Annotated in this window: 21 protein-coding genes and 1 tRNA gene; 3 read left to right on the forward strand and 19 right to left on the reverse strand. The window is 32.1% G+C overall.

All coding sequences use genetic code 11. From position 1 onward, the window contains the following. Nucleotides 1-92: 92 nt before the first annotated feature. Genes DWV06_RS10265 through DWV06_RS10275 form a run of 3 tightly spaced genes read right to left on the reverse strand, consistent with a single transcriptional unit; the run spans nt 93 to nt 1,793 of the window. Nucleotides 93-710: an epoxyqueuosine reductase QueH gene (locus DWV06_RS10265; RefSeq protein WP_115482099.1), complete on the reverse strand. Its 618-nt coding sequence runs from the start codon at nt 708-710 to the stop codon at nt 93-95. Continuing rightward, complete coding sequence (locus tag DWV06_RS10270; RefSeq protein ID WP_115482100.1) at nt 703-1,311, reverse strand: 4'-phosphopantetheinyl transferase family protein; 609 nt, start codon at nt 1,309-1,311, stop codon at nt 703-705. Before DWV06_RS10270 ends, DWV06_RS10265 begins: the two co-directional genes overlap by 8 nt. A gap of 23 nt (nt 1,312-1,334) precedes the next feature. Beyond that, nucleotides 1,335-1,793: a hypothetical protein gene (locus tag DWV06_RS10275; RefSeq protein ID WP_115482101.1), complete on the reverse strand. Its 459-nt coding sequence runs from the start codon at nt 1,791-1,793 to the stop codon at nt 1,335-1,337. Nucleotides 1,794-1,983: 190 nt separating this feature from the next. On the opposite strand from DWV06_RS10275, the gene DWV06_RS10280 reads away from it, so the two are divergent. Next, nucleotides 1,984-2,056, forward strand: a tRNA-Thr gene (locus DWV06_RS10280). A 52-nt stretch (nt 2,057-2,108) separates the two neighbouring features. On the opposite strand, the gene DWV06_RS10285 is transcribed toward DWV06_RS10280, so the two are convergent. The 15 genes from DWV06_RS10285 to dapF form a co-directional block, all read right to left on the reverse strand. Next, nucleotides 2,109-2,684: a serine O-acetyltransferase gene (locus tag DWV06_RS10285; RefSeq protein ID WP_115482102.1), complete on the reverse strand. Its 576-nt coding sequence runs from the start codon at nt 2,682-2,684 to the stop codon at nt 2,109-2,111. Between the two features lie 29 nt (nt 2,685-2,713). Further along, nucleotides 2,714-3,778, reverse strand: a complete 1,065-nt coding sequence (locus tag DWV06_RS10290; protein ID WP_115482103.1) for an acyltransferase — start codon at nt 3,776-3,778, stop codon at nt 2,714-2,716. A 180-nt stretch (nt 3,779-3,958) separates the two neighbouring features. Then, a complete protein-coding gene (locus tag DWV06_RS10295) occupies nt 3,959-4,186 on the reverse strand; it encodes a hypothetical protein (protein ID WP_193726016.1) in 228 nt (75 codons plus the stop codon). Nucleotides 4,187-4,198: 12 nt separating this feature from the next. Beyond that, nucleotides 4,199-5,038, reverse strand: coding sequence for a mechanosensitive ion channel family protein (locus DWV06_RS10300; RefSeq protein ID WP_115482104.1), 840 nt, complete (start codon nt 5,036-5,038; stop codon nt 4,199-4,201). 35 nt (nt 5,039-5,073) lie between these two features. Further along, nucleotides 5,074-7,182, reverse strand: a complete 2,109-nt coding sequence (gene glgB / locus DWV06_RS10305; RefSeq protein WP_115482105.1) for a 1,4-alpha-glucan branching enzyme — start codon at nt 7,180-7,182, stop codon at nt 5,074-5,076. 83 nt (nt 7,183-7,265) lie between these two features. After that, nucleotides 7,266-8,501 carry a DUF1015 domain-containing protein gene (locus DWV06_RS10310; RefSeq protein ID WP_115482106.1) on the reverse strand — a complete coding sequence of 412 codons (1,236 nt, stop codon included), beginning with the start codon at nt 8,499-8,501 and terminating at the stop codon, nt 7,266-7,268. Nucleotides 8,502-8,672: 171 nt separating this feature from the next. Then, complete coding sequence (locus tag DWV06_RS10315; protein WP_115482107.1) at nt 8,673-9,836, reverse strand: phosphoglycerate dehydrogenase; 1,164 nt, start codon at nt 9,834-9,836, stop codon at nt 8,673-8,675. Between the two features lie 18 nt (nt 9,837-9,854). Further along, nucleotides 9,855-10,937 carry a 3-phosphoserine/phosphohydroxythreonine transaminase gene (gene serC, locus DWV06_RS10320; RefSeq protein ID WP_331463313.1) on the reverse strand — a complete coding sequence of 361 codons (1,083 nt, stop codon included), beginning with the start codon at nt 10,935-10,937 and terminating at the stop codon, nt 9,855-9,857. Nucleotides 10,938-10,966: 29 nt separating this feature from the next. Beyond that, nucleotides 10,967-12,649, reverse strand: coding sequence for a biosynthetic-type acetolactate synthase large subunit (gene ilvB, locus DWV06_RS10325; protein ID WP_115482109.1), 1,683 nt, complete (start codon nt 12,647-12,649; stop codon nt 10,967-10,969). A 47-nt stretch (nt 12,650-12,696) separates the two neighbouring features. After that, nucleotides 12,697-14,361, reverse strand: a complete 1,665-nt coding sequence (gene ilvD, locus DWV06_RS10330) for a dihydroxy-acid dehydratase (RefSeq protein ID WP_115482110.1) — start codon at nt 14,359-14,361, stop codon at nt 12,697-12,699. A 50-nt stretch (nt 14,362-14,411) separates the two neighbouring features. Next, on the reverse strand, nt 14,412-15,497 hold the full coding sequence (leuB, locus tag DWV06_RS10335; RefSeq protein ID WP_115482111.1) for a 3-isopropylmalate dehydrogenase: 1,086 nt from the start codon (nt 15,495-15,497) through the stop codon (nt 14,412-14,414). A 250-nt stretch (nt 15,498-15,747) separates the two neighbouring features. Beyond that, nucleotides 15,748-16,056: a preprotein translocase subunit YajC gene (gene yajC, locus DWV06_RS10340; RefSeq protein WP_115482112.1), complete on the reverse strand. Its 309-nt coding sequence runs from the start codon at nt 16,054-16,056 to the stop codon at nt 15,748-15,750. A gap of 108 nt (nt 16,057-16,164) precedes the next feature. Further along, nucleotides 16,165-17,292, reverse strand: coding sequence for a tRNA guanosine(34) transglycosylase Tgt (gene tgt / locus DWV06_RS10345; RefSeq protein WP_115482138.1), 1,128 nt, complete (start codon nt 17,290-17,292; stop codon nt 16,165-16,167). Nucleotides 17,293-17,651: 359 nt separating this feature from the next. Continuing rightward, nucleotides 17,652-19,418, reverse strand: coding sequence for an arginine--tRNA ligase (gene argS / locus DWV06_RS10350; RefSeq protein ID WP_115482113.1), 1,767 nt, complete (start codon nt 19,416-19,418; stop codon nt 17,652-17,654). An 80-nt stretch (nt 19,419-19,498) separates the two neighbouring features. Continuing rightward, nucleotides 19,499-20,344, reverse strand: a complete 846-nt coding sequence (gene dapF, locus DWV06_RS10355) for a diaminopimelate epimerase (RefSeq protein WP_115482114.1) — start codon at nt 20,342-20,344, stop codon at nt 19,499-19,501. Nucleotides 20,345-20,521: 177 nt separating this feature from the next. Here dapF and DWV06_RS10360 point away from each other — a divergent pair, with 177 nt between their 5' ends. Then, nucleotides 20,522-21,412 (forward strand): AraC family transcriptional regulator, encoded by an 891-nt coding sequence (locus tag DWV06_RS10360; protein WP_115482115.1) that lies wholly within the window; start codon nt 20,522-20,524, stop codon nt 21,410-21,412. A gap of 66 nt (nt 21,413-21,478) precedes the next feature. Further along, entirely contained in the window at nt 21,479-22,231 is a 753-nt protein-coding gene (locus DWV06_RS10365) for an exodeoxyribonuclease III (RefSeq protein WP_115482116.1), read from the forward strand. Between the two features lie 51 nt (nt 22,232-22,282). Here the strand turns inward: DWV06_RS10365 and DWV06_RS10370 are convergent, their stop codons facing one another. After that, complete coding sequence (locus DWV06_RS10370; protein ID WP_115482117.1) at nt 22,283-23,335, reverse strand: lactonase family protein; 1,053 nt, start codon at nt 23,333-23,335, stop codon at nt 22,283-22,285. Nucleotides 23,336-23,415: the final 80 nt, after the last annotated feature.

The raw sequence follows: 23,415 nt of genomic DNA on the forward strand, positions 1-23,415 counted from the left end.
TCTTTTCTATTTTCACTCTTTTCATTTCTAAACTATCGTTTAGAATAGCATATTATTTATATTCTTACAATAACGACATTATATATACTTTTTCATGAAATCCTATTATACGAAAAAACACAACCACAATAATTCTGTCGATATAACCCATATATATTAGAAAGTTCAACAGAACGTTTATAACCATTTTTCTTTTTAAAATCAGAACATAAATAAGGAATATTAAATTCATTTCCTAATTTTTCTCCAATCTCATTTAACTTCTCAGCATTTTTTAAAGGGCTTACCGAAAGTGTGGTCGTAAAATAATCAAATTGTTTTTCCTTAGCAATTTTTGCGGTCTCTCTTAATCTCAAATCATAACAGGAAAAACATCGAGAACTGCCTTCCGGTTCGCTTTCTAATCCTTTTACTACTTCATAAAAGTCACGTGGCTGAAATACCCCTTCTATAAAAGAAATTGGATTATGAACAGGAAGTTCATGAATAAATATTTGTTGTTCCTTAACTCTTTTTGTATATTCTTCTTCCGGATAAATATTAGGATTATAATAAAAAACGGTAATCTTAAAATAATTAGATAAATACTCTAAGATATAAGAACTACAGGGAGCACAGCAACTATGTAACAAAAGTGTCGGTGTTTCTTTTTTAGACTTTAGTTGTTCTAAAAAAATATCCAATTCCTTTTGATAATTTCTTTTATTCATAAGTTCCTCCTGCATTCCAATGTTCAATTGATAGTTCTGATTTACGAAATGTACATACAGATAAAACAAATTTTCCATCTTCTAAAAAAATTTGGTCAAAATAACTATTGGATTGATTACTCTTTATTTCATTATCGTCTAATATTTCAAAATTAACTTTGTCAATAGGATACGTAAGTCCTTTTCCAATTGCTTTTATATAAGACTCTTTTAATGTCCACAATTGAAAGAATTTCAAATTTTTTGAGTTTGCACTCTCTACAAATTCTATCTCCTTATCTGAAAATACCCTTTTTAATACTTTAGTTGGATATTCACGAACATTTTCTACGTCAATTCCTATCGGTCCATTTGAAATACCGCAAGCAATGTAACCATCACAATGACTAATATTATAATGAATATATGGAAAGTCTTTTAAAAAAGGCTTTCCATACAAATCTTTCTCAATCATAGATTTATGAAACGATATCTCAAATTCTTTTTTCATTACATATTTCAAAATTTCATTAACAGAATCTCTTTGATATTTCAAATAATTTTTTGAATCGTGTCCTTTCTTATTACAAGAATATAAATAAATTTTACAATTACTATGCATAAATTCTCCTAATTAATATATGTTTACATTTCTTTCCTTTTTTGTAATTTGCGTAACATAGCAGTAGCAATTAATAAAATTGCTCCTAAAGTTGTCAATTTTACGTCTTTCATTACTAGTCCTGCCACAACTTCTAAAATCACTAAAATAATTGGAATAAAAACACTAGCTTCCGACAATAAATAACCAATTCCCAAATTTAATAATAATACTATCGCTAATAGTGGAAAATCAATTTCCAACATAGATTTTCCAACAACTAGTTCACCCAAAAATAATACTACAATTGCTGAATAAGTAATAATCAAAAATGTGGTTCTATCAAACTGTGCTCTTTCTTCTTTGCTGCGCTTTTTAGCCTTGTGCTCTGGAACAACATCATTCATATCTAATATCTCAATCTCTAAATCTTCTTGTTCCTCATGAACTGAAATCCCCTCATTTAACTTCATTTGTTCTTGATCTTGATTTTTCGTTTCCATTTTCTCACCTCAATATTATTATTGTCCATTAAATAAAAATCTTCTTTCGTAAACATATACATGAATTATATCAATATCTCAAAAAAAGAACAACTTTTTTTTAAAAATAACTTGCATTATCTTACAAAAATATATATAATTACAAATGTTCCATTTGAATCGTTTTTTATGAATTCAATAATACTTGTATGCTTCCCTAGCTCAGTTGGTAGAGCAACGCATTCGTAATGCGTAGGTCGTGGGTTCGAGTCCCATGGGGAGCTGTCAAAAAAGACTATGATATATTTATTCATAGTCTTTTTTCGTTCTAAGCTTCTATTGATGGTATTCATGGTAATTTAATAGACCATGGGAACCTTTTTCATTAATAATTTTTGCAGGTGCTCCTGCAATAGTAACATTATCAGGAAAATCTTTTGTTACTACTGCATTTGCTCCGATTGCAACATGATTTCCAATACTAATCTTTCCAAAAATTTTCACTCCCGGACCTATGTAACAATAGTCTCCAATTGTAGGACAAGCATCTCTTTTTCCCGCTTGAGAACCAATATTTGTTCCAACATGGATTCTACAATTTCTCCCGATTTTACAAGAACCATTAATAATTATTGGCCCTATATGACCAATTGATAAGCCGGGATCGCATGAATTTATAGGTATATTAAATCCTAATCTTATTGAACTATAATGAAATCTTGCTTGTAAATATTTACAAAATATTTTAGAAATCAATCCCTTCTTACAATTACTATAATATTCATACTTTCTTAACAGCCTTTGAAACTTCCAAACTTCGTCACCAAATAATTTGGGTTTTTTCCCTTTTTCCCCTAAAGCAATTCTATCTTCTTCTAAATACTCTAAATAATCTTGCTTTGATTGAATCATTTATACTCCTCCTTACTTATTAAAAATTTTTACATTACTGTTTTTTTGAGTATAGGAATACGTTTCATTATAGTTACTATAACAAAACTTCCAACAGCATCAATAATAACAAATAATGGGACTGCTAACCATGCTGAAAACCTTAGATTATTCCATATACCTAATTTATAATACAACATATTAAAACAATCATGACATAAATACATCCCAAATGTATGTTGTGAAATACTCGAAATAAGTGCACACTTCTTTTCGCTTATTTGTATATTTTTAAATCTTTCTTTTACAAACATAAATACTGCTATACTATAGAATATAATAAATACAGTTAAATTATCTTGAAAAAATGCACCATTTTGATTTATCTTTACATCAAAATACCAAGATCCATATATAGTAGCAAAAACACCTAATAGACCTAAAATGTAACTTCCTCTTCTTAACCTTTTTGTAATTTCATAGGTTCCGATATAATGACCTAATACAAAGTAGAAGACATACCCCGAAACAAATGTTAGTTGAAACTTGTTCATAATTAAGGATGTTTCCTGAAGAAAACCATTATGAAAATAACCTAAATATGGTACAATCCCTGAAAAAACAAAAGATAATAGTAAAAAATACTCTAATTCCTTTTTCGAAATTAATGCTAACATTCTCTTTAAAAATGGAGTAATTATGTATAATCCCACCAACATATATAGATACCAATATTGTGCATGTCCCTCAATTGTTCTCTTGGCTACAATAAGAATCGATTCTGGTCGACCAGACAATATAGCAGAATTTGTTGTTGCAACTGCATAAATAAATGACCAAAATAAAAAGGCAATAACCAAGCGTCCTATGTACTTTCTAAACAATGTAGATATTTTTATTTCTTTTTTAGGATTCAAAAAGAAATATCCACTTATCATTACAAAAATCGGTACAGAAAATCTTGACAAACTAACATAGATATTGTAAACATTCCATTCAGGAACACCTTTATCAAATAGATTTTGAAGTTGTGATCCTACATGTATTGTAATTACAGCAAAAATCGAAATAATTCTTAGTACATCCATATAAATTACTCTATTGTTTTTTCCCATTCGCTTTACCTCTTATCACTAATTTGGACTTGTATCTCTAAAAGATACAAGTCCTATGTTAACCTATTACAAATCAAAATTATACCATTATCCGTGTAATATGTAAAGCCATTATGGTAATTCAAATCTACTGAATCTACCTTATTTTGAAAATTAGTTTCCGTTACATTTAAGTAATATTTATTCAAACTCAACAATTACAAAATAACCTTTCTCTGTCTGTTTAATATCTATAATTTTTCCTTCTAACTTATCTAACCTCTCATTAAATGTATAATTACCGGACATGGCAACTGCCGGCACTATTGTATAATAATAGCTATTTGGGAGTTTGGATTCTTGTACAGTAACTGTTTGTCCAATTTTTACAAGCCCCTGTCTTTCCATTTTAAATTCCATACTCCTCATAGTCCATCTCCTTTATTTATTTACTTTTATATCTAATAAGTTATGTGGTATTTTAATATCTTCCTTATCAAAAGCTAATTTCATCTCTTCTGTAATCCTCCATTTTGCAGGCCAGTAATCATCAGTCAATACCCACATTCTTCCTGTTATAATTACTGCACTCTGCGTCAATTGGTCAACAAAAACTTCTATTGGTTCTTCCAAAAGAACTTTTTCATCCTGAACTAAAAGTTTTTCAATAATATTTTTTGCTTTTTTTAGATCTGAATCATAAGAAATACCAACAGATACTGAAACCCGCCTTTTATCTTGATTTGTTGCATTCGTTAAACTTGAATTTGATAATACCCCATTAGGTATTACAATAATCTTATTATCAGGAGTAAGTAATTTTGTATAAAAAATTTGTATTTCCTTTACAGTTCCCTCGTTTTTATTCGTGTCTTCCATAATATAATCACCTACTTTAAATGGTTTTAATATTAATATCAAGACTCCTCCTGCAAAATTAGACAAACTTCCCTGAAGTGACAAACCAATTGCCAAACCTACAGAACCTAATAGTGCAATAACCGAAGATTTGGTAACTCCAAATCTTCCTCCGATGATAAGGATTAATAAGATATATAGTAATATTTTAAGGAGCGAATCTAAAAATTGTATTACTCCTTGTTCTACATTTGTTCTCAGTAATGACTTTCTTAAAATATTTCGAGTAAATTTAATTAATTTAATTCCTATAATATAAATTATTATTGCTATTACGATCTGCAACGCAAAGTCTGTTACAGCTTGTAAAAACCTTTTATTATTTATAAAATCCAATACTTTTTGTACGGTTTCTAAAAACATTGTACTTTCCTACCTTTATCTTTCTAATATCTAGTTTAGTTTGTTCTTTTTAAGATCAACATTGCAATTGGCGGTAATTTTATACAAATTGAATTTTCTCTTCCATCACATTCTTCAGGTGCTGATTTTATAATTCCTCTGTTTACAATATCAATCCCATCAAAAGTTTCCGCATCACTATTAAATATTTCTTTATAATTACCTTCTATCGGAATACCAATTTTATACTTTGAATAAACAGAAGATGAAAAATTACAGATTACTATTAAATTATCTTTCTCATCCTTTGATTTTCTTAGAAAAACAATTATATTGGTTTTTGATGATATGTTATTTATCCATTCAAAGCCATCTGTTAAATCTTCTAGTTGTGAAAGAGCCGGTTCGCTATGATATAACTTCATAATTTCTTTCAAATATTTCTTAATTTGTAATGTTTCCTCACCTTTTTTGAGCATTTTTCTTCCAGGATGCATCATCATATAACCTATGGATACTTTAAAATTAGCCAATTTTCTTTCGCTATCACCGGGCATAGAATCTAGTAACGACTTATTGCCTGGTAAGCATAGTAAATATTTCTCACAATAAGCATAAAGCATACTTAATGTTAGTTTTTCATACATATTGGAACGATAAAAAGGATCACAAAACATATATTCTAAAAAATCATTTGTCCAGCCCATATTTTGTTTGAAATCAAAACCTAAACCATCATTTTCTAAACTTTCTGTTACTCCTGGCCATAAACTATCATCTTCGGCTAACATAACGACTCCATCCGTCCTCTTTTTTATAGTCTTATTAAGCAGCTTTATAAATGCTACTGCTTCAAGATCTTCATTACCTCCATATATGTTCGGAACCCATTGTCCCGCTCTTTTATAGTAATCTAAATATAACATTGATGCTAAAGAACACAAACGCAATCCATCAATATGAAATTCTTCAATCCAATATAAAGCATTAGCCATTAAAAAATTTTGCACCTGACTTCGAGCATAATGAAACATAGGTTTTCCATTTTCTCCATGTTTTCTCTTTCTTAAATCGTTATCTTCATACAAACAAGATCCATCAAATTCTCCAAGTCCATAATATTCATCCGAAAAATAGGAAGGTATCCAATCTAAAATCACACCAATTTCATTTTGATGTAATATATTTACAAACTCTTTTAAATTATTTGATGTACCTAATTTACTTTTTGGAGCATAATAACTGATAACATTATTTCCTTGATCAGTTTCCATTATTGTACTGCACAAAATATGAGTATATCCCATTTCTTTCGCATAATCAGCAATTTCTAAAGCTAAATTCTTATAGTTAATAACATCCGATCGATTTGAAGAAATCCAATCCTCTAATTGTATTTCTAATATAGACATTGGTTTTTCATATACACTATTTTTTATTCTGGAACAAATCCATTTATCATCTTCCCAAACAAAATTATCCGATGATACGATCACAGAAACAATATCATAACAAATATTCTTTAATTTAAAACCATAGGGATCAATTTTATTGATAATATAATTACCCGTTTTTTTTATTTCAAACTTATAGCATGATTTCTCGTTAACATCCGGTAAAAACAGCTCAAAAACACCTGTATTACCAATTCTATGCATTTGATGAATTCTTCCATCCCATTGATTAAATTCCCCAATAACGCTAACCCTTATCGCATTTGGTGCCCATACAGTAAATACTGTACCTTTTATTCCTTCTATTTCTAATAAATGTGCTCCAAGTTTTTGATAAACATTATAATCAGTCCCCGCTCCAAATTCCTCAAAATCTTCTTCTGAAAATGGAAGTTGAAAACTATAGGGATCTCTTTGTTCAATTATTTCTCCATTATCAGTTTCAATTACAAATACATAGTCCGGTATTTTTCTCTTTCTAGGAAGCAATACACTATAAAACCCCGCATCGTCAACCAATTCCATGGAATATTTTTTCTTATCCTTTAGATCTTTTAATGCTACTTTTGTTGCATAAGGAATAAATGTTTGAATTATTATTCCTTGCTTTATCACATGTGGTCCTAAAACATCGTATGGCATACACTCCTCTGAATATACTATAGCTTCAATTCTAGGCCAATCCATTTGTTCGTACAGTTTTTTGTTCATATGCACTCCTCCTAATGATAAAGATATAAAATATCCGAACTCGGATTTTATCCTTATGTATTTATAAGAAAAATGTACTTAAGTTAAATCTGATGTATAAATAAACCACTTCTTAACTTCGGCTCAAACCAAGTGGATTTTGGAGGCATTAATAATCCTGCATCGGAAATTGCAAATAATTCTTCTATAGAAGTGGGATACATTGCAAATGCTACAACACAATCATTCGCTACTCGCTTTTCCAATTCTGTAAGTCCCCTAATTCCACCAACAAAATCAATACGATTATCTGTTTTTGGGTCTTGTATATTTAAAATAGGCGCTAATACTTCTCTTTGCAATATAGAGACATCCAAACCATCTATTGGATGATCGGACATAAACTCTTTTCGCAATTTCAGCTTGTACCATTCATCTCCTAAATACATAGATATTTCACCTTTGTTTTCCGGTTTATATTGTACGTTCCCTTTTCTTTCTATTTCAAATTTATTGATAATTTGATTCATAAATTCTTCTTGGTTTAAACCATTTAAGTCTTTCACAACACGATTATAATCCATTATCATCAACTGATCATCAGGGAAAAGTACAGACAAGAAATAATTAAATTCTTCCAATCCTGTATATTCTTTATTTTCTTCTCTTCGATTTAACCCGACTTTTACTGCTGAAGCGGCTCTATGGTGACCATCAGCAATATAAATACTATCGACTTCTTCAAAAGCCTTCGCAATACTCTGTACTTGATCTTGCTTACTGATTACCCAAACGGTATGACGTACACCATCCGGTGCAACAAAATCATATAAAGCTTGTTCTTTCTTTACAGTATCTACAATTTGATTAATCACTTCATGAGAACGATAAGCCAAAAAAATCGGTCCCGTTTGAGCATTACATGTACCTACATGATTAATACGGTCTATTTCTTTTTCTGCTCTTGTATTTTCGTGCTTTTTAATTACATTGTTTAAATAATCATCGATTGATGCGCAAGCAGTGATACCTGTTTGAGACCTCCCATTCATTGTTAACTCATATATATAATAACAAGGCTGTTCTTCTTTTATAAATTCTCCATCTTCCACCATTTCCCACAATAAATCATGCGCTTTTTGGTATACCTTCGGATCATAAGTATCAACACTATCATCAAATTGTGTTTCCGCACGATCAATGCGAAGAAAAGACATTGGTTCTTTCTTTACTTCTTCTATTGCTTCATTTCGGTTATAAACATCATATGGTAAAGCTGCAATACGTTGCTCTAATCCTTTTTTGGGTCTTATACTTTTAAATGCTTTTATTTTTGCCATTCTAAAATGTCTCCTTTAACTATACTATTTTTCTTTCATTCTATTTTACTATAATATGTTATTTTTTACAATCTTCCCCATAGCTCAATCATTATGTAAAAACAGAGCATATAAAGAATTCTCAAGATTCTTTCTATACCCTGTTTCTATCATAAATAATTTTCTGAACAATTATTTTACTACACGAATTCGTAACACTTCTTCAATATTTTTAATCTCATTTAAAACATTGTCATTAACAACTTTATCTAAGTCTAATATAGAATATGCTGAATCGCCTCTACTTTTATTCGTCATATTACAAATATTAATATCAGCTTTTCCTAAAATGGTTGTAAATTGGCTAATCATATTTTTAATATTCTTATGGAAAATAAGAATTCTTGACACATCTGTACAAATACCCATATTACAGCTTGGATAATTTACAGAATTCTTAATATTTCCGTTTTCAAGATAGTCTTTTAACTGTTTTACCGCCATCTTAGCACAATTTATTTCTGACTCTTCTGTTGAAGCTCCTAAATGTGGTGTTGCTATGATACCTTCTACTCCTGCAACTGTTGGATTCGGGAAATCAGTAACATACTTTTTAACTTTACCATTCTTTAATGCTTCTACCATATCTTCTTCATTTACCAATAAATCACGAGCAAAATTTAATATAACCACGTCATTTTTCATCAAAGAAATTGCTGACTTATCAATCATTTTTTTAGTAGAGTCTAATAATGGTACATGAATAGTAATAAAATCACATTCTTTATAGATTTCTTCTACATTTTTAATATGTTTAATAGATCTTGATAAACTCCATGCAGCATCTATAGAAATATAAGGATCATATCCATAAACTTCCATTCCAAGATTTGTGGCCGCATTAGCTACACGTACACCAATAGCTCCCAAACCAATAATACCAAGTTTTTTACCACTAATCTCTCCACCGGCAAAAGATTTTTTCGCTTTTTCCACTACTTTCTGGATATTAGGATCTTCTTTATTTTCATTTACCCAGCTGATACCGCCAATAAGATCTCTGGAAGCCAGCAACATCCCTGCAATAACAAGCTCTTTAACTCCATTTGCATTTGCACCTGGTGTATTAAATACAACGATTCCTTTTTCTGCACATAAATCAGATGGGATATTATTAACGCCTGCACCTGCTCTGGCTACTGCTAAAAGATTGTCTTTTATTTCCAATTCATGCATATTGGCACTTCTTACCAAAACAGCCTCTGCATCTTTATAATCATCTACTTTTTCATACTTTTCATCAAAATAATCTAACCCAACTTGTGAAATTGGATTTAAGCAATTATACTTAAACATATCTACTCTCCTCAACTTTTATGCATTTTCCTCTTCGAATTTTTTCATAAAATCAACTAGTTTTTCAACACCTTCCATTGGCATAGCATTATAAATACTTGCTCTCATTCCACCAACACTTCTGTGTCCTTTTAAATTAACAAATCCTGCTTTTTCTGATTCTTTAATAAATTTTGCATCTAACTCATCATTACCCGTAACAAATGGTACATTCATAATAGATCGATCTTCTTTTACAACAGTTCCTTTAAACATATTACTTTGATCTAAGAAATCATATAACAATGCAGCTTTCTTATCATTTATTTCTTTCATTTTTTCAAGTCCGCCTTGTGCTTTTAACCATTTAAATACTTTACCACAAATATAAATTCCATATGCAGGTGGTGTATTATATAAAGATTTTGCATCTACATGAGTTTTATATTTCATCATAGTTGGTGTTCCCGGCAATGTATCGTCTGTTACTAAATCCTCACGAATAATAGCTACAACAACACCTGCTGGTCCAATATTCTTTTGTACACCGCCATAAATTAAACCATATTTAGAAACATCTACCGGTTCAGATAAAAAGCAAGAAGACACATCGGAAACTAGTGTTTTCCCTTTGGTATTTGGTAACTCTTTAAATTTTGTTCCATATATTGTATTATTTTCACAAATATACACATAATCTGCATTTTCTGAAATATTCAAATCTGAACAATCCGGTATATAAGAAAATGTCTTATCCTCGGAAGATGCTATTTTATTAACCGTTCCATATAATTTCGCTTCATTATAAGCTTTCTTTGCCCATTGACCTGTTACAATATAATCGGCAACTTTATTTTTCATTAAATTCATAGGAATCATTGCAAACTGCAAATTTGCTCCGCCTTGTAAAAATAAGACTTTATAGTTGTCGGGGATATTCATCAATTCACGTAAATCTGCCTCTGCTTCTTTGATAATAGTATCATAAGCTTTCGAGCGATGACTCATTTCCATAACCGACATTCCGGTTCCCTTATAATCTAACATTTCTTCTGCTGCTTCTCTTAGTACAGATTCCGGTAATACTGCCGGACCTGCTGAAAAATTGTACACTCTACTCACTTTCATTCCTCCTAATTATTTTTTCATTTTTATTGCTTTATTTTTAAATCTTCATCAGTGAAAACTTCGCTAATAGCTGCGCCAGGCGCTACCATTGGCCATACCTTTTCATCTGAATCGATCATGCAATCAATAACAACGGGTTCATTCAATTTCAAAGCATTCGCAAAAACTTCTTTAAATTCTTCTATAGAATTCACACGAAAACCTTTTGCTCCCATAGCCTCAGCAAACTTCACAAAATCTACTTTATCATCTAATATTGTTGACGAGTATCTCTTTTCATAAAATATAGACTGCCATTGTCTTACCATGCCTAATACATGGTTATTCAGAACTACCTGTATGATTGGTATATTTAATCTTGTTGCAGTAGCAAGCTCATTCATATTCATACGAAAACATCCATCGCCTGCTATATTAATAACTGTTTTTTCAGGAGCTCCTATTTTGGCTCCAATACATGCACCAAGACCATATCCCATGGTACCTAAACCACCGGAAGTAATAAAAGTTCTCGGCTTTGTGAATTTATAATATTGAGATGCCCATATCTGATGTTGGCCTACTTCTGTCGTAATTACTGTTTCTTCATCTGTCATTTTATAAATTTCTTCAATAACAGACTGTCCCGACAATTCACCTTTCGGATATTTTAACGGATACGTTTCTTTATATTTTTTTATATATGCAATCCATTCTTTATGATCTTGCTGTTCTAATTTTTTATTTAATCGAATTAAGATTTCTTTTATATCACCGATAATACTGGAATGACTAATTATATTTTTATTAATTTCTGCCGGATCTATATCTATATGAAGTATTTTTGCACCTTTTGCAAATTTTTTTTCATTTCCTATGACTCTATCACTAAAACGTACACCAATTCCAATTAATAAATCACATTCACTCACACCATAATTTGAAGTTTTGGTCCCATGCATTCCTAACATTCCAGTATAAAACTCATCTGTACCAGGATAAGCACCTTTTCCCATTAACGTATCGGTAACAGGAGCATCCACTTTATGAACAAATTCAAATAATTCTTCTGCTGCATCTGAAATAACGGTTCCACCACCAACAAATATAAATGGTTTTTTTGATTTAAGAATTAATTTAATAGCTGTTTCCAAATCGTCTTCTTTTATTGTCTCAGTAATACGATTCACTTTTTCTATTTCTATTCTCTTATATTCTGTCTTATTAGCGGTAACATCTTTCGTAATATCTACCAAAACCGGACCCGGTCTTCCTCTTTTCGCAATTTTAAAAGCTCTTCGAATCGTATCAGCCAAAACAGAAATATCCTTTACAATAAAATTATGTTTTGTAATTGGTGTTGTCACACCTGCGATATCTATTTCCTGAAAACTATCTCTTCCTAATAATGATGTTCCTACATTTGCAGTAATTGCTACTAAAGGTACTGAATCCATATAGGCAGTTGCAATTCCTGTAACAAGATTAGTTGCGCCCGGTCCCGAAGTTGCTAAACATACACCAACTTTTCCGGTCACTCTTGCATAACCGTCTGCCGCATGAGAAGCACCTTGTTCATGTGATGTCAAAATATGATTAATTTCATGACTATGTTGATACAAAGCATCATATATATTTAAAATTGATCCACCAGGATAACCAAATACTGTATCAACGCCTTGTTCCTTCAGGCATTCAATTAAAATTTCCGAACCATTCAATAACATACAGTAATCCTCTCTTTCTATCTGAAGTAAGTACTACCTTTATACTATTATTTCTTATTTAAAATAGCTCCTTTATTTCCTGATGTAACCATAGATGCATAACGTGCCATATATCCAGTAGTAACTTTTGGTTCTCTCGGATGCCATTTTGCTCTTCTTGCTTCAAGTTCTTCATCTGAAACGACAAAATCTAATTTATTTTCCGGAATATTTATTTTAATAATATCCCCTTCTTCTACCAATGCGATATTTCCTCCAACTGCCGCTTCCGGCGATACGTGACCAATTGATGCGCCTCTTGATGCTCCTGAAAAACGTCCATCTGTAATTAAAGCAACACTGGAACCTAATCCCATCCCGGCAATTGCAGAAGTAGGATTTAGCATTTCACGCATTCCTGGACCTCCTTTCGGCCCTTCGTAACGAATAACAACAACATCTCCAGCCACAATTTTGCCACCCTTTATAGCTTCAATTGCATCTTCTTCACAATCGAACACTCTTGCCGGACCTTCATGTACCATCATTTCAGGCGCTACTGCTGAACGTTTAACAACACCGGAATCTGGGGCCAAATTACCTTTTAGTACTGCAATTCCTCCCGTTTTACTATAAGGGTTCTCTGCCGGACGGATTACTTCTGTATTTATATTGTTACACCCTTTAATATTTTCTCCTACTGTTTTCCCGGTAACTGTAATCAAATCGGTATATAACAAATCTTTCTTCATCAATTCGTTCATAACAGCATAAACCCCGCCAGCTTCATTTAAATCTTCAATATATGTGTGACCGGCTGGTGCCAAATGACATAAATTTGGCGTCTTTGCACTTATTTCGTTGGCAATGTCTAAATTTAAATCTATCCCAACTTCATTCGCTATAGCGGGTAAATGTAGCATACTGTTTGTAGAACATCCTAATGCCATATCAACTGTCAGCGCATTCATAAAGGCTTTTTCTGTCATGATATCCCTTGGACAAATATTTTTTTCAAATAATTCCATAACTTTCATTCCTGCCTGCTTTGCTAAGCGTATTCTTTCGGAATAAACAGCCGGAATCGTTCCATTTCCTTTTAATCCCATTCCTAAAGCTTCTGTTAAACAATTCATACTATTGGCTGTATACATACCAGAACAAGAACCACAAGTAGGACAGGCTTTATTTTCATATTCTTCTACTTCTTCTAAATCCATGTTACCGGCAGCATATGCTCCAACTGCCTCAAACATACTAGATAAACTTGTTTTTTCTCCATGTACACGACCGGCTAACATTGGACCTCCAGACACAAATACTGTCGGTACATTAACACGTGCAGCTGCCATTAACAGACCAGGTACATTTTTGTCACAGTTAGGTACCATAACAAGTGCATCAAAAGCATGTGCAATTGCCATACACTCTGTAGAATCTGCAATTAAATCACGCGTTGCAAGAGAATATTTCATACCGATATGTCCCATTGCAATACCATCACAAACTGCAATTGCCGGAAATACAATAGGAGTTCCTCCTGCCATTGCTACTCCCTGTTTCACTGCATTAACTATTTTGTCTAAATTTATATGTCCTGGAACGATTTCATTATAAGAACTAACAATACCTACTAATGGACGTTCCATTTCTTCTTTTGTCAAACCTAAGGCATTAAATAAAGATCTATGAGGTGCCTGCTGCATCCCTTTGGTAACTGAATCACTTTTCATTTTTATCTTCTCCTTATACCTAAATTTATTTATAATCAAATTTTATCTCTTTATCGAATTCGTTCTGTAATCAGATCTCCCATCTTTATGGTTCCGACTAACGTTTTCCCTTTAGACATAATATCAACGGTACGATAACTATCTATTAGAACTTGTTTAACTGCCGTTTCTATTGCATCCGCTTCTTTTTCTAAATCAAAAGAATAACGTAACATCATGGCAGCAGACAGAATAGTCGCAATAGGGTTTGCAATGTCTTTTCCCGCAATATCCGGTGCAGAACCATGACTCGGTTCATATAAGCCTAGTTTACCTTCATTTAAGCTGGCAGAAGAAAGCATCCCGATAGACCCTGTAACCATACTTGCTTCATCAGACAGAATATCTCCGAACATGTTCTCTGTCAGGATAACATCAAATTGCTTGGGGTCTTTTACTAATTGCATTGCACAATTATCAATCAACATATGTTCCAACATTACTTCCGGATAATCTTTTGCAACTTCTTCTACAACTTTTCTCCATAACCTAGAAGAATCCAATACATTTGCCTTATCAACACTGCATACCTTCTTCCTTCTTTTTATAGCAATTTCGAAGGCACGTTTCGCAATTCTTCTAATTTCTTTCTCATCATATGCTAACGTATCAATCGCTTTCTCTATACCATTTTCTATAAATGTCTTCCTTTCACCAAAATAGAGCCCGCCAGTCAATTCTCTCATGATAACCATATCAAAGCCATTCCCAATAATTTCATCACGAAGTGGACACGCTTCCTTGAGTTCTTTATATAAATAAGCAGGTCTTACATTCGCAAATAAATTTAATTCTTTACGTATCTTCAATAGTCCGGCTTCCGGTCTTTTCTCTGGTTCCAGCTGATACCATGGAGATGATTTCGCATCTCCACCGATAGAGCCCATAAGAATTGAATCACTATTTCTTGCTTCCTTTATAGCTTCTTCTGTCAACGGGATCCCATGAACATCAATAGAAGCTCCACCTAATAAAATCTCTTTATATTCAAATGAATGCCCATATATGGCACATACTCTATCTAATACTTTCCTAGCTTCTCTTGTGATTTCCGGTCCTATCCCATCACCTGGAATAATTGCTACTCGATAGTTCATGAAATCCTCCCTTTCCATTTATCTTAAATTTGTCTTTATCTCATCATCACATTAAACAACTAAATTATAGCACTTCATTCTCTTAAAGTCCATTGTTAATATAATATATTATTTGTTTATAGATTTCAACTGTAATAAATATTTTCTGTCATTTTTTTGTCAAACTGTCTTTTTTCGTTCAAGATTTTGTTAAAATTGACTTTTGAGTAAAGTAAAACAGCATTCCCTTAAGAATGCTGTTTAAAAAAATTTATTCTACTTCTGGTTTTTCAACTTGCGCAATCGCTTCTTTTTGCATTGGTATACGACAATTTTTATTATTTCCAAATTCAACAATAATAGTATCTTCTGAAATATCAATGACAATACCATAGAAGCCGCTGGTTGTAAGAATCGTATCTCCATTGGCTATCTCAGAAAGCATCTGAGCTTTTCTTCTCTGTTCTTTCTTTTGAGGACGAATCATCATAAAATATATCAGAGCAAACATTGCTACAATCCAAAACAACATGCCATAAGTTCCCCATGCTGACGTATTTGAATTTGCTAAAACAAACATCGGTTTCCCTCCTAATTTCCTTTTCCTATTCTTTGACATAATGTCACTACAGCCATTTTACACAAAATAGTCGGAATCAGCAAGTACTTTTTGGAAATTTCTACTTTTTTATATTTGTGTCATTCGTCTGATTTTCTCAGTTTTATATTTTTTATAATTTCCTTGTTCGATAGCTTCTCTAATTTCTTCCATCATCGTATTATAAAAATATAAATTATGCATAACGCATAGTCTCATACCAAGCATTTCTTTTGCCTTTAATAAATGACGGATATATGCTCTGCTGTAAGCCTGACAGGCCGGACACTGACAGCCTTCTTCAATGGGCCTGTCATCTAATTCAAATTTCTGATTAAATAAGTTGATTTTCCCATTATTTGTATATAGATGTCCATGACGACCATTACGGGTCGGATACACACAATCAAAAAAATCAACACCTCTATCAACTGCTTCTAATATATTGAACGGAGTACCGACTCCCATCAAATAGGTCGGTTTATTAATTGGTAAATGCTCTACTGTTGCATCTAGAATATGATACATTTCTTCGTGTGTCTCTCCTACTGCCAGACCACCTACCGCATAACCGTCCAAATCCATTTCTGCTATCCGTTTCGCATGTTCAATTCTAATTTCATCAAATATAGCTCCTTGGTTAATTCCAAATAGTAACTGTTTTTTGTTGATCGTATCTTCTAATTGATTTAACCGGTTCAATTCATTCTTACAACGCTCCAGCCATCGAGTGGTCCGTTCTACAGAACTTTCTACATATTCTTTCGGTGCTTTACTTGATGGACATTCATCAAATGCCATAGCTATCGTAGAAGCTAGATTTGATTGAATTCTCATGCTCTCTTCAGGTCCCATGAAAATTTTTCTACCATCTACATGTGATTGAAAATAAACACCTTCCTCTTTTATTTTTCTAAGACTTGCTAAAGAAAAAACCTGAAATCCACCTGAATCTGTCAAAATAGGTTTGTCCCAAACCATAAATTTATGGAGTCCTCCCAATTGTCTCACTACCTGGTCACCAGGACGTACATGTAAATGATAAGTATTTGATAACTGCACTTGTGTCTTTAAAGTTTGCAAATCTTGCGTAGATACTGCACCTTTTATTGCCGCTGCTGTTCCTACATTCATGAACACCGGTGTCTGAATCGTTCCATGTACAGTTTTCAGCTCTCCTCGTTTCGCCTTACCATCTTGCTTTATTATTCGATACATCTTCTGCTCCTTTTTTTCTAGCTGATGTTCATTCGTATCTTCTTCCACAACAACGCTTTGAACAAAAACTATTTCTATACTTCCCTCCTATTTTATCGAAAACTAAAGATGCATGCAAGTAGTTTTCTAAATGACAAAAGACCACGTAATTTACGTGGCCTTTGCTGGAATGACTAATCAATCTATATAGATTTAACTAGCTGGTGAAATTAAATTGCATTCCATGCTTTGAAAGAATGAGTATGATAAAACAAAAAAAGCGACTGAGTTTCAATCTCAGACGCCTTTGTCTTATAATGTTATTATATACAATGATATGATAAAGTCAACCCCTAATCTATTTTTAATTAAAGTATTTTTTACATGCGATCAGGAGCTGAAAATCCTAATAAATCGATATTGGTTTCCAAAACTTTTTGTGTTAATTCAAGTAATTTAATCCAACTAGCTTGTTGGATATGATTTTCTTCACTGATTATTTTGGTCTCATGATAAAAACGATTAAATGCATTCGCTATGTCATAAATATAAGAACAAATCTTATGTGGTGCAATTTCTTCAAAACTATTTTCAATAATACTATTAAATTTTGCAAGTTCTAGCATAAGACTCTTTTCACTATCACTTGCGGCAGGTAAAACGGAAGCTTTTGAAGCATCTCTTCCCCCTTGCATATATTTACTAAGTATAGATTTAATACGTACAATCGTATACAAAATATAAGGCCCTGTATTTCCTTCAAAAGATGTAAATCGGTCTATATCAAATATATAATCTTTGCTAGCCTGATTCGATAAATCTCCATACTTTACAGCGGATAGAGCAACAATTTTCGCAGTTTTTCTTGCTTCCTCTTCTTCTACTGCATGATTTTGTACAATCTTTTGATACATTTCATCATTAATACTTTCAATTAATAATTCCAAACGCATAACTCCGCCTTCTCTGGTCTTAAAAGGCTTTCCGTCTTTTCCATTCATCGTACCAAATCCAAGAAATTGCAGCTTCGTATCTTCTTCTACTAATTTTGTTTTTTTGGCACATCGGAATACTTGTTCAAAATACAATTCCTGACGCTTGTCCACCACATAGATTATTTCATCCGGATTAAATAATTTCATCCGTTCAACAATTGTAGCCAAATCTGTTGTATTATATAGAGAAGCTCCATCTGATTTTAATATCATGCAAGGTGGTATTTCTTTCGTATCAGTCTCTTCTTTCACATCAACTACCAATGCACCATCGCTAATGTGTGCATAACCGTTTTCCTTCATATACTTCACCATATCAGGAATATACGGCTGGGCATCTGATTCCCCTTTCCACAATTCAAAAGATACATTCAAATTTTCATAGTTTTTCTTCAAATCGTTTACAGAAACTGTAAGAATATGCTGAAGAAGTGCCTGATAACCACGTTTTCCATTCTGAAGCTGGAACGTTGCATCCATAGCTTCTGCTTTATATTCCGGATGTTCTTTCGAATACGCACTTGCAGTCGGATAAATCTCCTCTAATTCAGCAATCGTAAAAGGAGCTTCTTTGGGGTAATCGCCGTCAAACTCATCCTGAAAATATACTAAATCTGGTTTACGTTTCTTCAACTCTGTTATGATCAATCCCATCTGAAGACCCCAATCACCAAGATGTACATCACCGATCATATTGTGTCCTACAAATTTGCCAATCCGCTTAACACTCTCACCTATGATTGCAGAACGAAGATGTCCTACATGAAGCGGTTTTGCAACATTGGGACCTCCATAATCTATGATAATTGTTTTTGGATTTTCAACTTTTTCACATCCCAATCGCTCATCCATCTGCATCTTTTCTAAATAATGAGATAAGAATTTAGTATCTAATTTCATATTTAAAAAACCTGGTTGTACTGCTGATACTTCAGAAAATATCATGCTTCCATTTATATTTTCAGCTACTTCATTTGCAATGATAATCGGCGCCTTCTTATATTCTTTGGCGGCAGATAATGCTCCGTTACACTGATATTCACATAAATCCGGTCTATTTGATAAAGTCACCTTGGCATATTTCTCATCATACCCACTTGCTCGAAATGCAGCAACGACTTCATTGGTTATAAAATCAAGTATTTTTCTCATTAGAGCCTCCTATGTTTTTATAATTAAAAATACCTTTACATCAAAGTATAAAGGTATTTTCAAAATTTGTAAATATTCATTTATGCAAAAAAGTCTTCCGCTAATGTAAATGTTCCTACTGTACCGACTGTTCCTGTCATGAAAATTTCCATATCCTCCATTATCTCAACACAAAGACTTCCTCCCTGCATATGAACCATGACCTTAGAATTAATCAAACCCATACGATATGCTGCTGCAGCTGCCGCACATGCACTGGTTCCGGAAGCTAAAGTATATCCTGAACCTCGTTCATAAATTTCAATTTTTATATTATCTCTATCTTGAACTTCTAATAATTGCATATTTATTCGGTTAAGAAAACAAGATGCACCTTCTACATAAGGTCCAAGTTCTTTCGCTTTTTGACTCGTAACCTCTTCCGCCATAATAATACAATGAGGATTACCTAAAGAAAGACATGTGGTATTATAATAAGCATCTTTAAATTTCATGCGTTGATTCACAATTTCCCCTAATTCACTTATTAATGGGATTTTTTTTGTAGAAAAATCAGCTTTTCCCATGGAAACTTTCATTGTAGTACCTTCTTCGTCCATAAATTCAATTTCCACATCTCCACTACGAGTAGTCAATGTAAATTTTTTCTCATTAACATAACCTTCATCTAATAAATACTTAGCAAAAATACGAACACCATTTCCACTGATCTCTGCTTCACTTCCATCTGAATTGTATATTTTTACTTCAATTTTATCCTCATCTGTTAATGGACCATACAAAAGCCCATCCGCACCTACTCCAAAATTCCTCCGGCAGATCATTTCAATTTTTCTGTCTTGTAGGTGGATTTTATTTTTATTAGGATCTAAAACTAAATAATCATTTCCTAAACCATGATATTTTTTTAATTGTATTGTATTCATCTTAATTCCTCCTATCCATCTCACACAATTTATTATCTAATTATATTATATCAATCATTTTCACATATAATAGTGAATAAATTGCTTGAAACATTGCAAAAAATGCTCTATATTATAGATTAAGTAAAAAACTAAATTGTTTTTGATACCTGCGTTAAAAGAATGGGAGAATATTATATGAGTACTTTAATTGACAATCAAAAAAAAGGTTATTTATATGAAAATTTTCGGCTTTTTCATCTCAAAGACAAATCGAACCAAGAATTTGAATATCACTTTCATGATTTTGATAAGATAATAATTTTTTTATCCGGAACGGTTACTTACCTTATTGAAGGAAAAGCTTATTATTTAAAGCCATGGGACATTTTACTTGTGAATCATCATGATATACACAGACCCATAATCGATGCTGCTAATACCTATGAAAGAATAATCATCTGGATCAAACCGGATTACATAGAACAGCAAAAAAATAATTCTACTGATATTACTGCCTGTTTTACGAAAGCAATAGAAAAAAGTTTCAATCTAATTCGATTAGAATCTGATCTTCTACAAAAAATACAATACCTTATTAGTGAGCTTGAAACAGCGCTGCTTTCTGAAGAGTTTGGTTCTGATCTTTTAAGTAATTCTCTCTTTATACAATTTATGGTTTACTTAAATCGTATATTCTTAAGGGAACAATATACCAATGATACTTCTTTTTTAAAATATGATAAACAAACAGAAGAAGTCATTCGCTATATTAATCAACATCTATCTGAACCATTATCGAACCAAAAATTAGCTCATGAATTTTACTTGAGTAAATATTATTTAATGCATAAATTTAAAGAAGAAACCGGTTACTCTATCCACAATTATATTTTACATAAAAGGCTTCTTCTTTCTGTAGAATATTTAAAAGATGGGATTCCCGTAATGAAAGCCGCCCAATTAAGTGGTTTTGGAGATTATTCCAGCTTTTTGCGCTCGTTTCGAAAACTTTTTCATAAGTCTCCAAGAGATTTCATGAATTCTAATGAAATGAATGTTTCCAATAATAACAAAAAACTATTATGATTTAAGCAAAAGATGTTATAATTTAATAATCATGTTATAATACTTTAAAAACAGGAGGACATTATTATGAAACTAATTTCGTGGAATGTAAATGGTATAAGAGCCTGTATGCAAAAAGGATTCTTGGATTTTTTCAAAGATATAGATGCAGATATTTTCTGTATACAAGAAACCAAACTACAGGAAGGACAAATAGATTTAGAGCTGGAAGGCTATTATCAATACTGGAATTATGCTATAAAAAAAGGATATTCCGGTACTGCTATTTTCACTAAGACAAAACCAATTGATGTGTCTTATGGTATTGGTATTGATGAACACGATCAGGAAGGAAGAGTAATTACTTTAGAATATAAAGAATTTTATATGATTACGGTTTATACACCAAATTCACAATCAGAATTAGCTCGACTTGAATATCGCATGAAATGGGAAGATGATTTCTTACATTATCTTAAATCATTAGAAGAAAAAAAACCTGTCATTTTCTGTGGTGATTTAAATGTAGCTCATAAAGAAATTGATTTGAAAAATCCAAAAAACAATCGAAAAAATGCTGGATTTACAGAGGAAGAACGTAGCAAATTCACATCTATAGTAGAGGCTGGGTTTATTGATACATTTCGATATTTCCATCCTAAGAAAGAGGGGATCTATTCTTGGTGGTCATACCGTTTTAAAGCAAGAAGTAAAAATGCAGGATGGAGAATTGATTATTTTTGTACTTCTTCTTCGTTAAAATCAAAACTCAAGGATGCTAAAATCCATACTGAAATTTTAGGTTCTGATCATTGCCCGGTTGAGTTAGTAATAGAATAAGCCGCAGTGTCATTTATGACTTTCTGCGGCTATACAATCTAATAGTCCGAACTATTCTTTTACTTTTATAATTTTAATACAATTTGGTGTCTCTATAGAAATAGGTTTCCATTTCCAACTAAAATATTTATTTTCATAATCAACAGCAAAAGTCATAATTTGATTGGATTCATGATTCAAAGAGACAATGTATTTATTATTAGGTAATATTCCTACATCTTTTGGATAATCTCCACTAATCGGAAGACTGCAAACCGTTTGTAATGTTCCATCTGATTGATTGATTTCAAAAATTGTAACGCTATTATTACCAGCATTAGTGCAATATAAATACCTACCATCCTCTGAAATTTTCATAGCAATTGAAATAGAATTGCTTCCCGCATTTTGAGATATTGTTGATATTGTTTGAATTAATTCAAATTTTGGAATTTCCCCATCTCCTTCATAACTATAAACATGAACACATTTTTTGGCTTCGCAATTCAAATAAGCATATTTACCATTATTACTGAAAATAATAAATCTTGGCTGTGAATCTAATTCACATCTTAAAATATCTACTAGTTTTAATTTCCCATTTGCTCTATTTAATCCATATATTTTAACATGTCCTACTCCCATATCAACGACCAATAAATATTTTTGATCCGGTGTCATAGTAACACTACTGATATGTGTACTTAAATTTCTTTCTGTGACCGTACCAAGTCCTTTATGGAATATTCCGTCAGTGATTTGATCTAAACCACCATCTTCCCGCAAACGTAAAACTGTAACTTTCCCATCATGATAACCTGCAACAAATAAAAATTCATCTTTTGCATCTGTAGAAATATGACAACCTCTCATTCCTTCAATAGATCTCTCGTTAATTTTTTCCAAATCACCATCAGGTAATATTTTATATGCTTCAACTCCCATGTCACAAATAGAATATAAATATTCTTTATTATTTGATATCGCAATATAGGATGCATTATTGATAGGAATCGTCTTTCGTTCAATTAGTCTTCCATTTTCAATATCCATATCATAAATATAGATTCCTTTACTATCTCCATGAGTATAAGTCCCAACATACGCTACATATTTATCTCCCATTGGATTTCCTCCTATCGTTTTTCTATTCTCTTTTATTCACTTATCTTAGAATAGCATAATCTTTTTGTTTTGTTAAGATA

Origin of the sequence: Anaerosacchariphilus polymeriproducens (assembly GCF_003363435.1) — a bacterium.
GTDB lineage: Bacteria > Bacillota > Clostridia > Lachnospirales > Lachnospiraceae > Anaerosacchariphilus > Anaerosacchariphilus polymeriproducens.

What these genes read in the sequence shown, in the direction of transcription:
- DWV06_RS10365 (WP_115482116.1), top strand. Translation starts at nt 21,479, where the DNA reads ATGAAACTAATTTCGTGGAATGTAAATGGTATAAGAGCCTGTATGCAA.
- DWV06_RS10310 (WP_115482106.1), bottom strand. Translation starts at nt 8,501, where the DNA reads ATGGCAAAAATAAAAGCATTTAAAAGTATAAGACCCAAAAAAGGATTA.
- DWV06_RS10275 (WP_115482101.1), bottom strand. Translation starts at nt 1,793, where the DNA reads ATGGAAACGAAAAATCAAGATCAAGAACAAATGAAGTTAAATGAGGGG.
- dapF (WP_115482114.1), bottom strand. Translation starts at nt 20,344, where the DNA reads ATGAATACAATACAATTAAAAAAATATCATGGTTTAGGAAATGATTAT.
- yajC (WP_115482112.1), bottom strand. Translation starts at nt 16,056, where the DNA reads ATGTTTGTTTTAGCAAATTCAAATACGTCAGCATGGGGAACTTATGGC.
- DWV06_RS10270 (WP_115482100.1), bottom strand. Translation starts at nt 1,311, where the DNA reads ATGCATAGTAATTGTAAAATTTATTTATATTCTTGTAATAAGAAAGGA.
- DWV06_RS10315 (WP_115482107.1), bottom strand. Translation starts at nt 9,836, where the DNA reads ATGTTTAAGTATAATTGCTTAAATCCAATTTCACAAGTTGGGTTAGAT.
- leuB (WP_115482111.1), bottom strand. Translation starts at nt 15,497, where the DNA reads ATGAACTATCGAGTAGCAATTATTCCAGGTGATGGGATAGGACCGGAA.
- tgt (WP_115482138.1), bottom strand. Translation starts at nt 17,292, where the DNA reads ATGTATCGAATAATAAAGCAAGATGGTAAGGCGAAACGAGGAGAGCTG.
- DWV06_RS10295 (WP_193726016.1), bottom strand. Translation starts at nt 4,186, where the DNA reads ATGAGGAGTATGGAATTTAAAATGGAAAGACAGGGGCTTGTAAAAATT.
- ilvB (WP_115482109.1), bottom strand. Translation starts at nt 12,649, where the DNA reads ATGTTATTGAATGGTTCGGAAATTTTAATTGAATGCCTGAAGGAACAA.
- DWV06_RS10360 (WP_115482115.1), top strand. Translation starts at nt 20,522, where the DNA reads ATGAGTACTTTAATTGACAATCAAAAAAAAGGTTATTTATATGAAAAT.
- DWV06_RS10300 (WP_115482104.1), bottom strand. Translation starts at nt 5,038, where the DNA reads ATGTTTTTAGAAACCGTACAAAAAGTATTGGATTTTATAAATAATAAA.
- DWV06_RS10265 (WP_115482099.1), bottom strand. Translation starts at nt 710, where the DNA reads ATGAATAAAAGAAATTATCAAAAGGAATTGGATATTTTTTTAGAACAA.
- ilvD (WP_115482110.1), bottom strand. Translation starts at nt 14,361, where the DNA reads ATGAAAAGTGATTCAGTTACCAAAGGGATGCAGCAGGCACCTCATAGA.
- DWV06_RS10370 (WP_115482117.1), bottom strand. Translation starts at nt 23,335, where the DNA reads ATGGGAGATAAATATGTAGCGTATGTTGGGACTTATACTCATGGAGAT.
- DWV06_RS10285 (WP_115482102.1), bottom strand. Translation starts at nt 2,684, where the DNA reads ATGATTCAATCAAAGCAAGATTATTTAGAGTATTTAGAAGAAGATAGA.
- argS (WP_115482113.1), bottom strand. Translation starts at nt 19,418, where the DNA reads ATGAGAAAAATACTTGATTTTATAACCAATGAAGTCGTTGCTGCATTT.
- DWV06_RS10290 (WP_115482103.1), bottom strand. Translation starts at nt 3,778, where the DNA reads ATGGGAAAAAACAATAGAGTAATTTATATGGATGTACTAAGAATTATT.
- glgB (WP_115482105.1), bottom strand. Translation starts at nt 7,182, where the DNA reads ATGAACAAAAAACTGTACGAACAAATGGATTGGCCTAGAATTGAAGCT.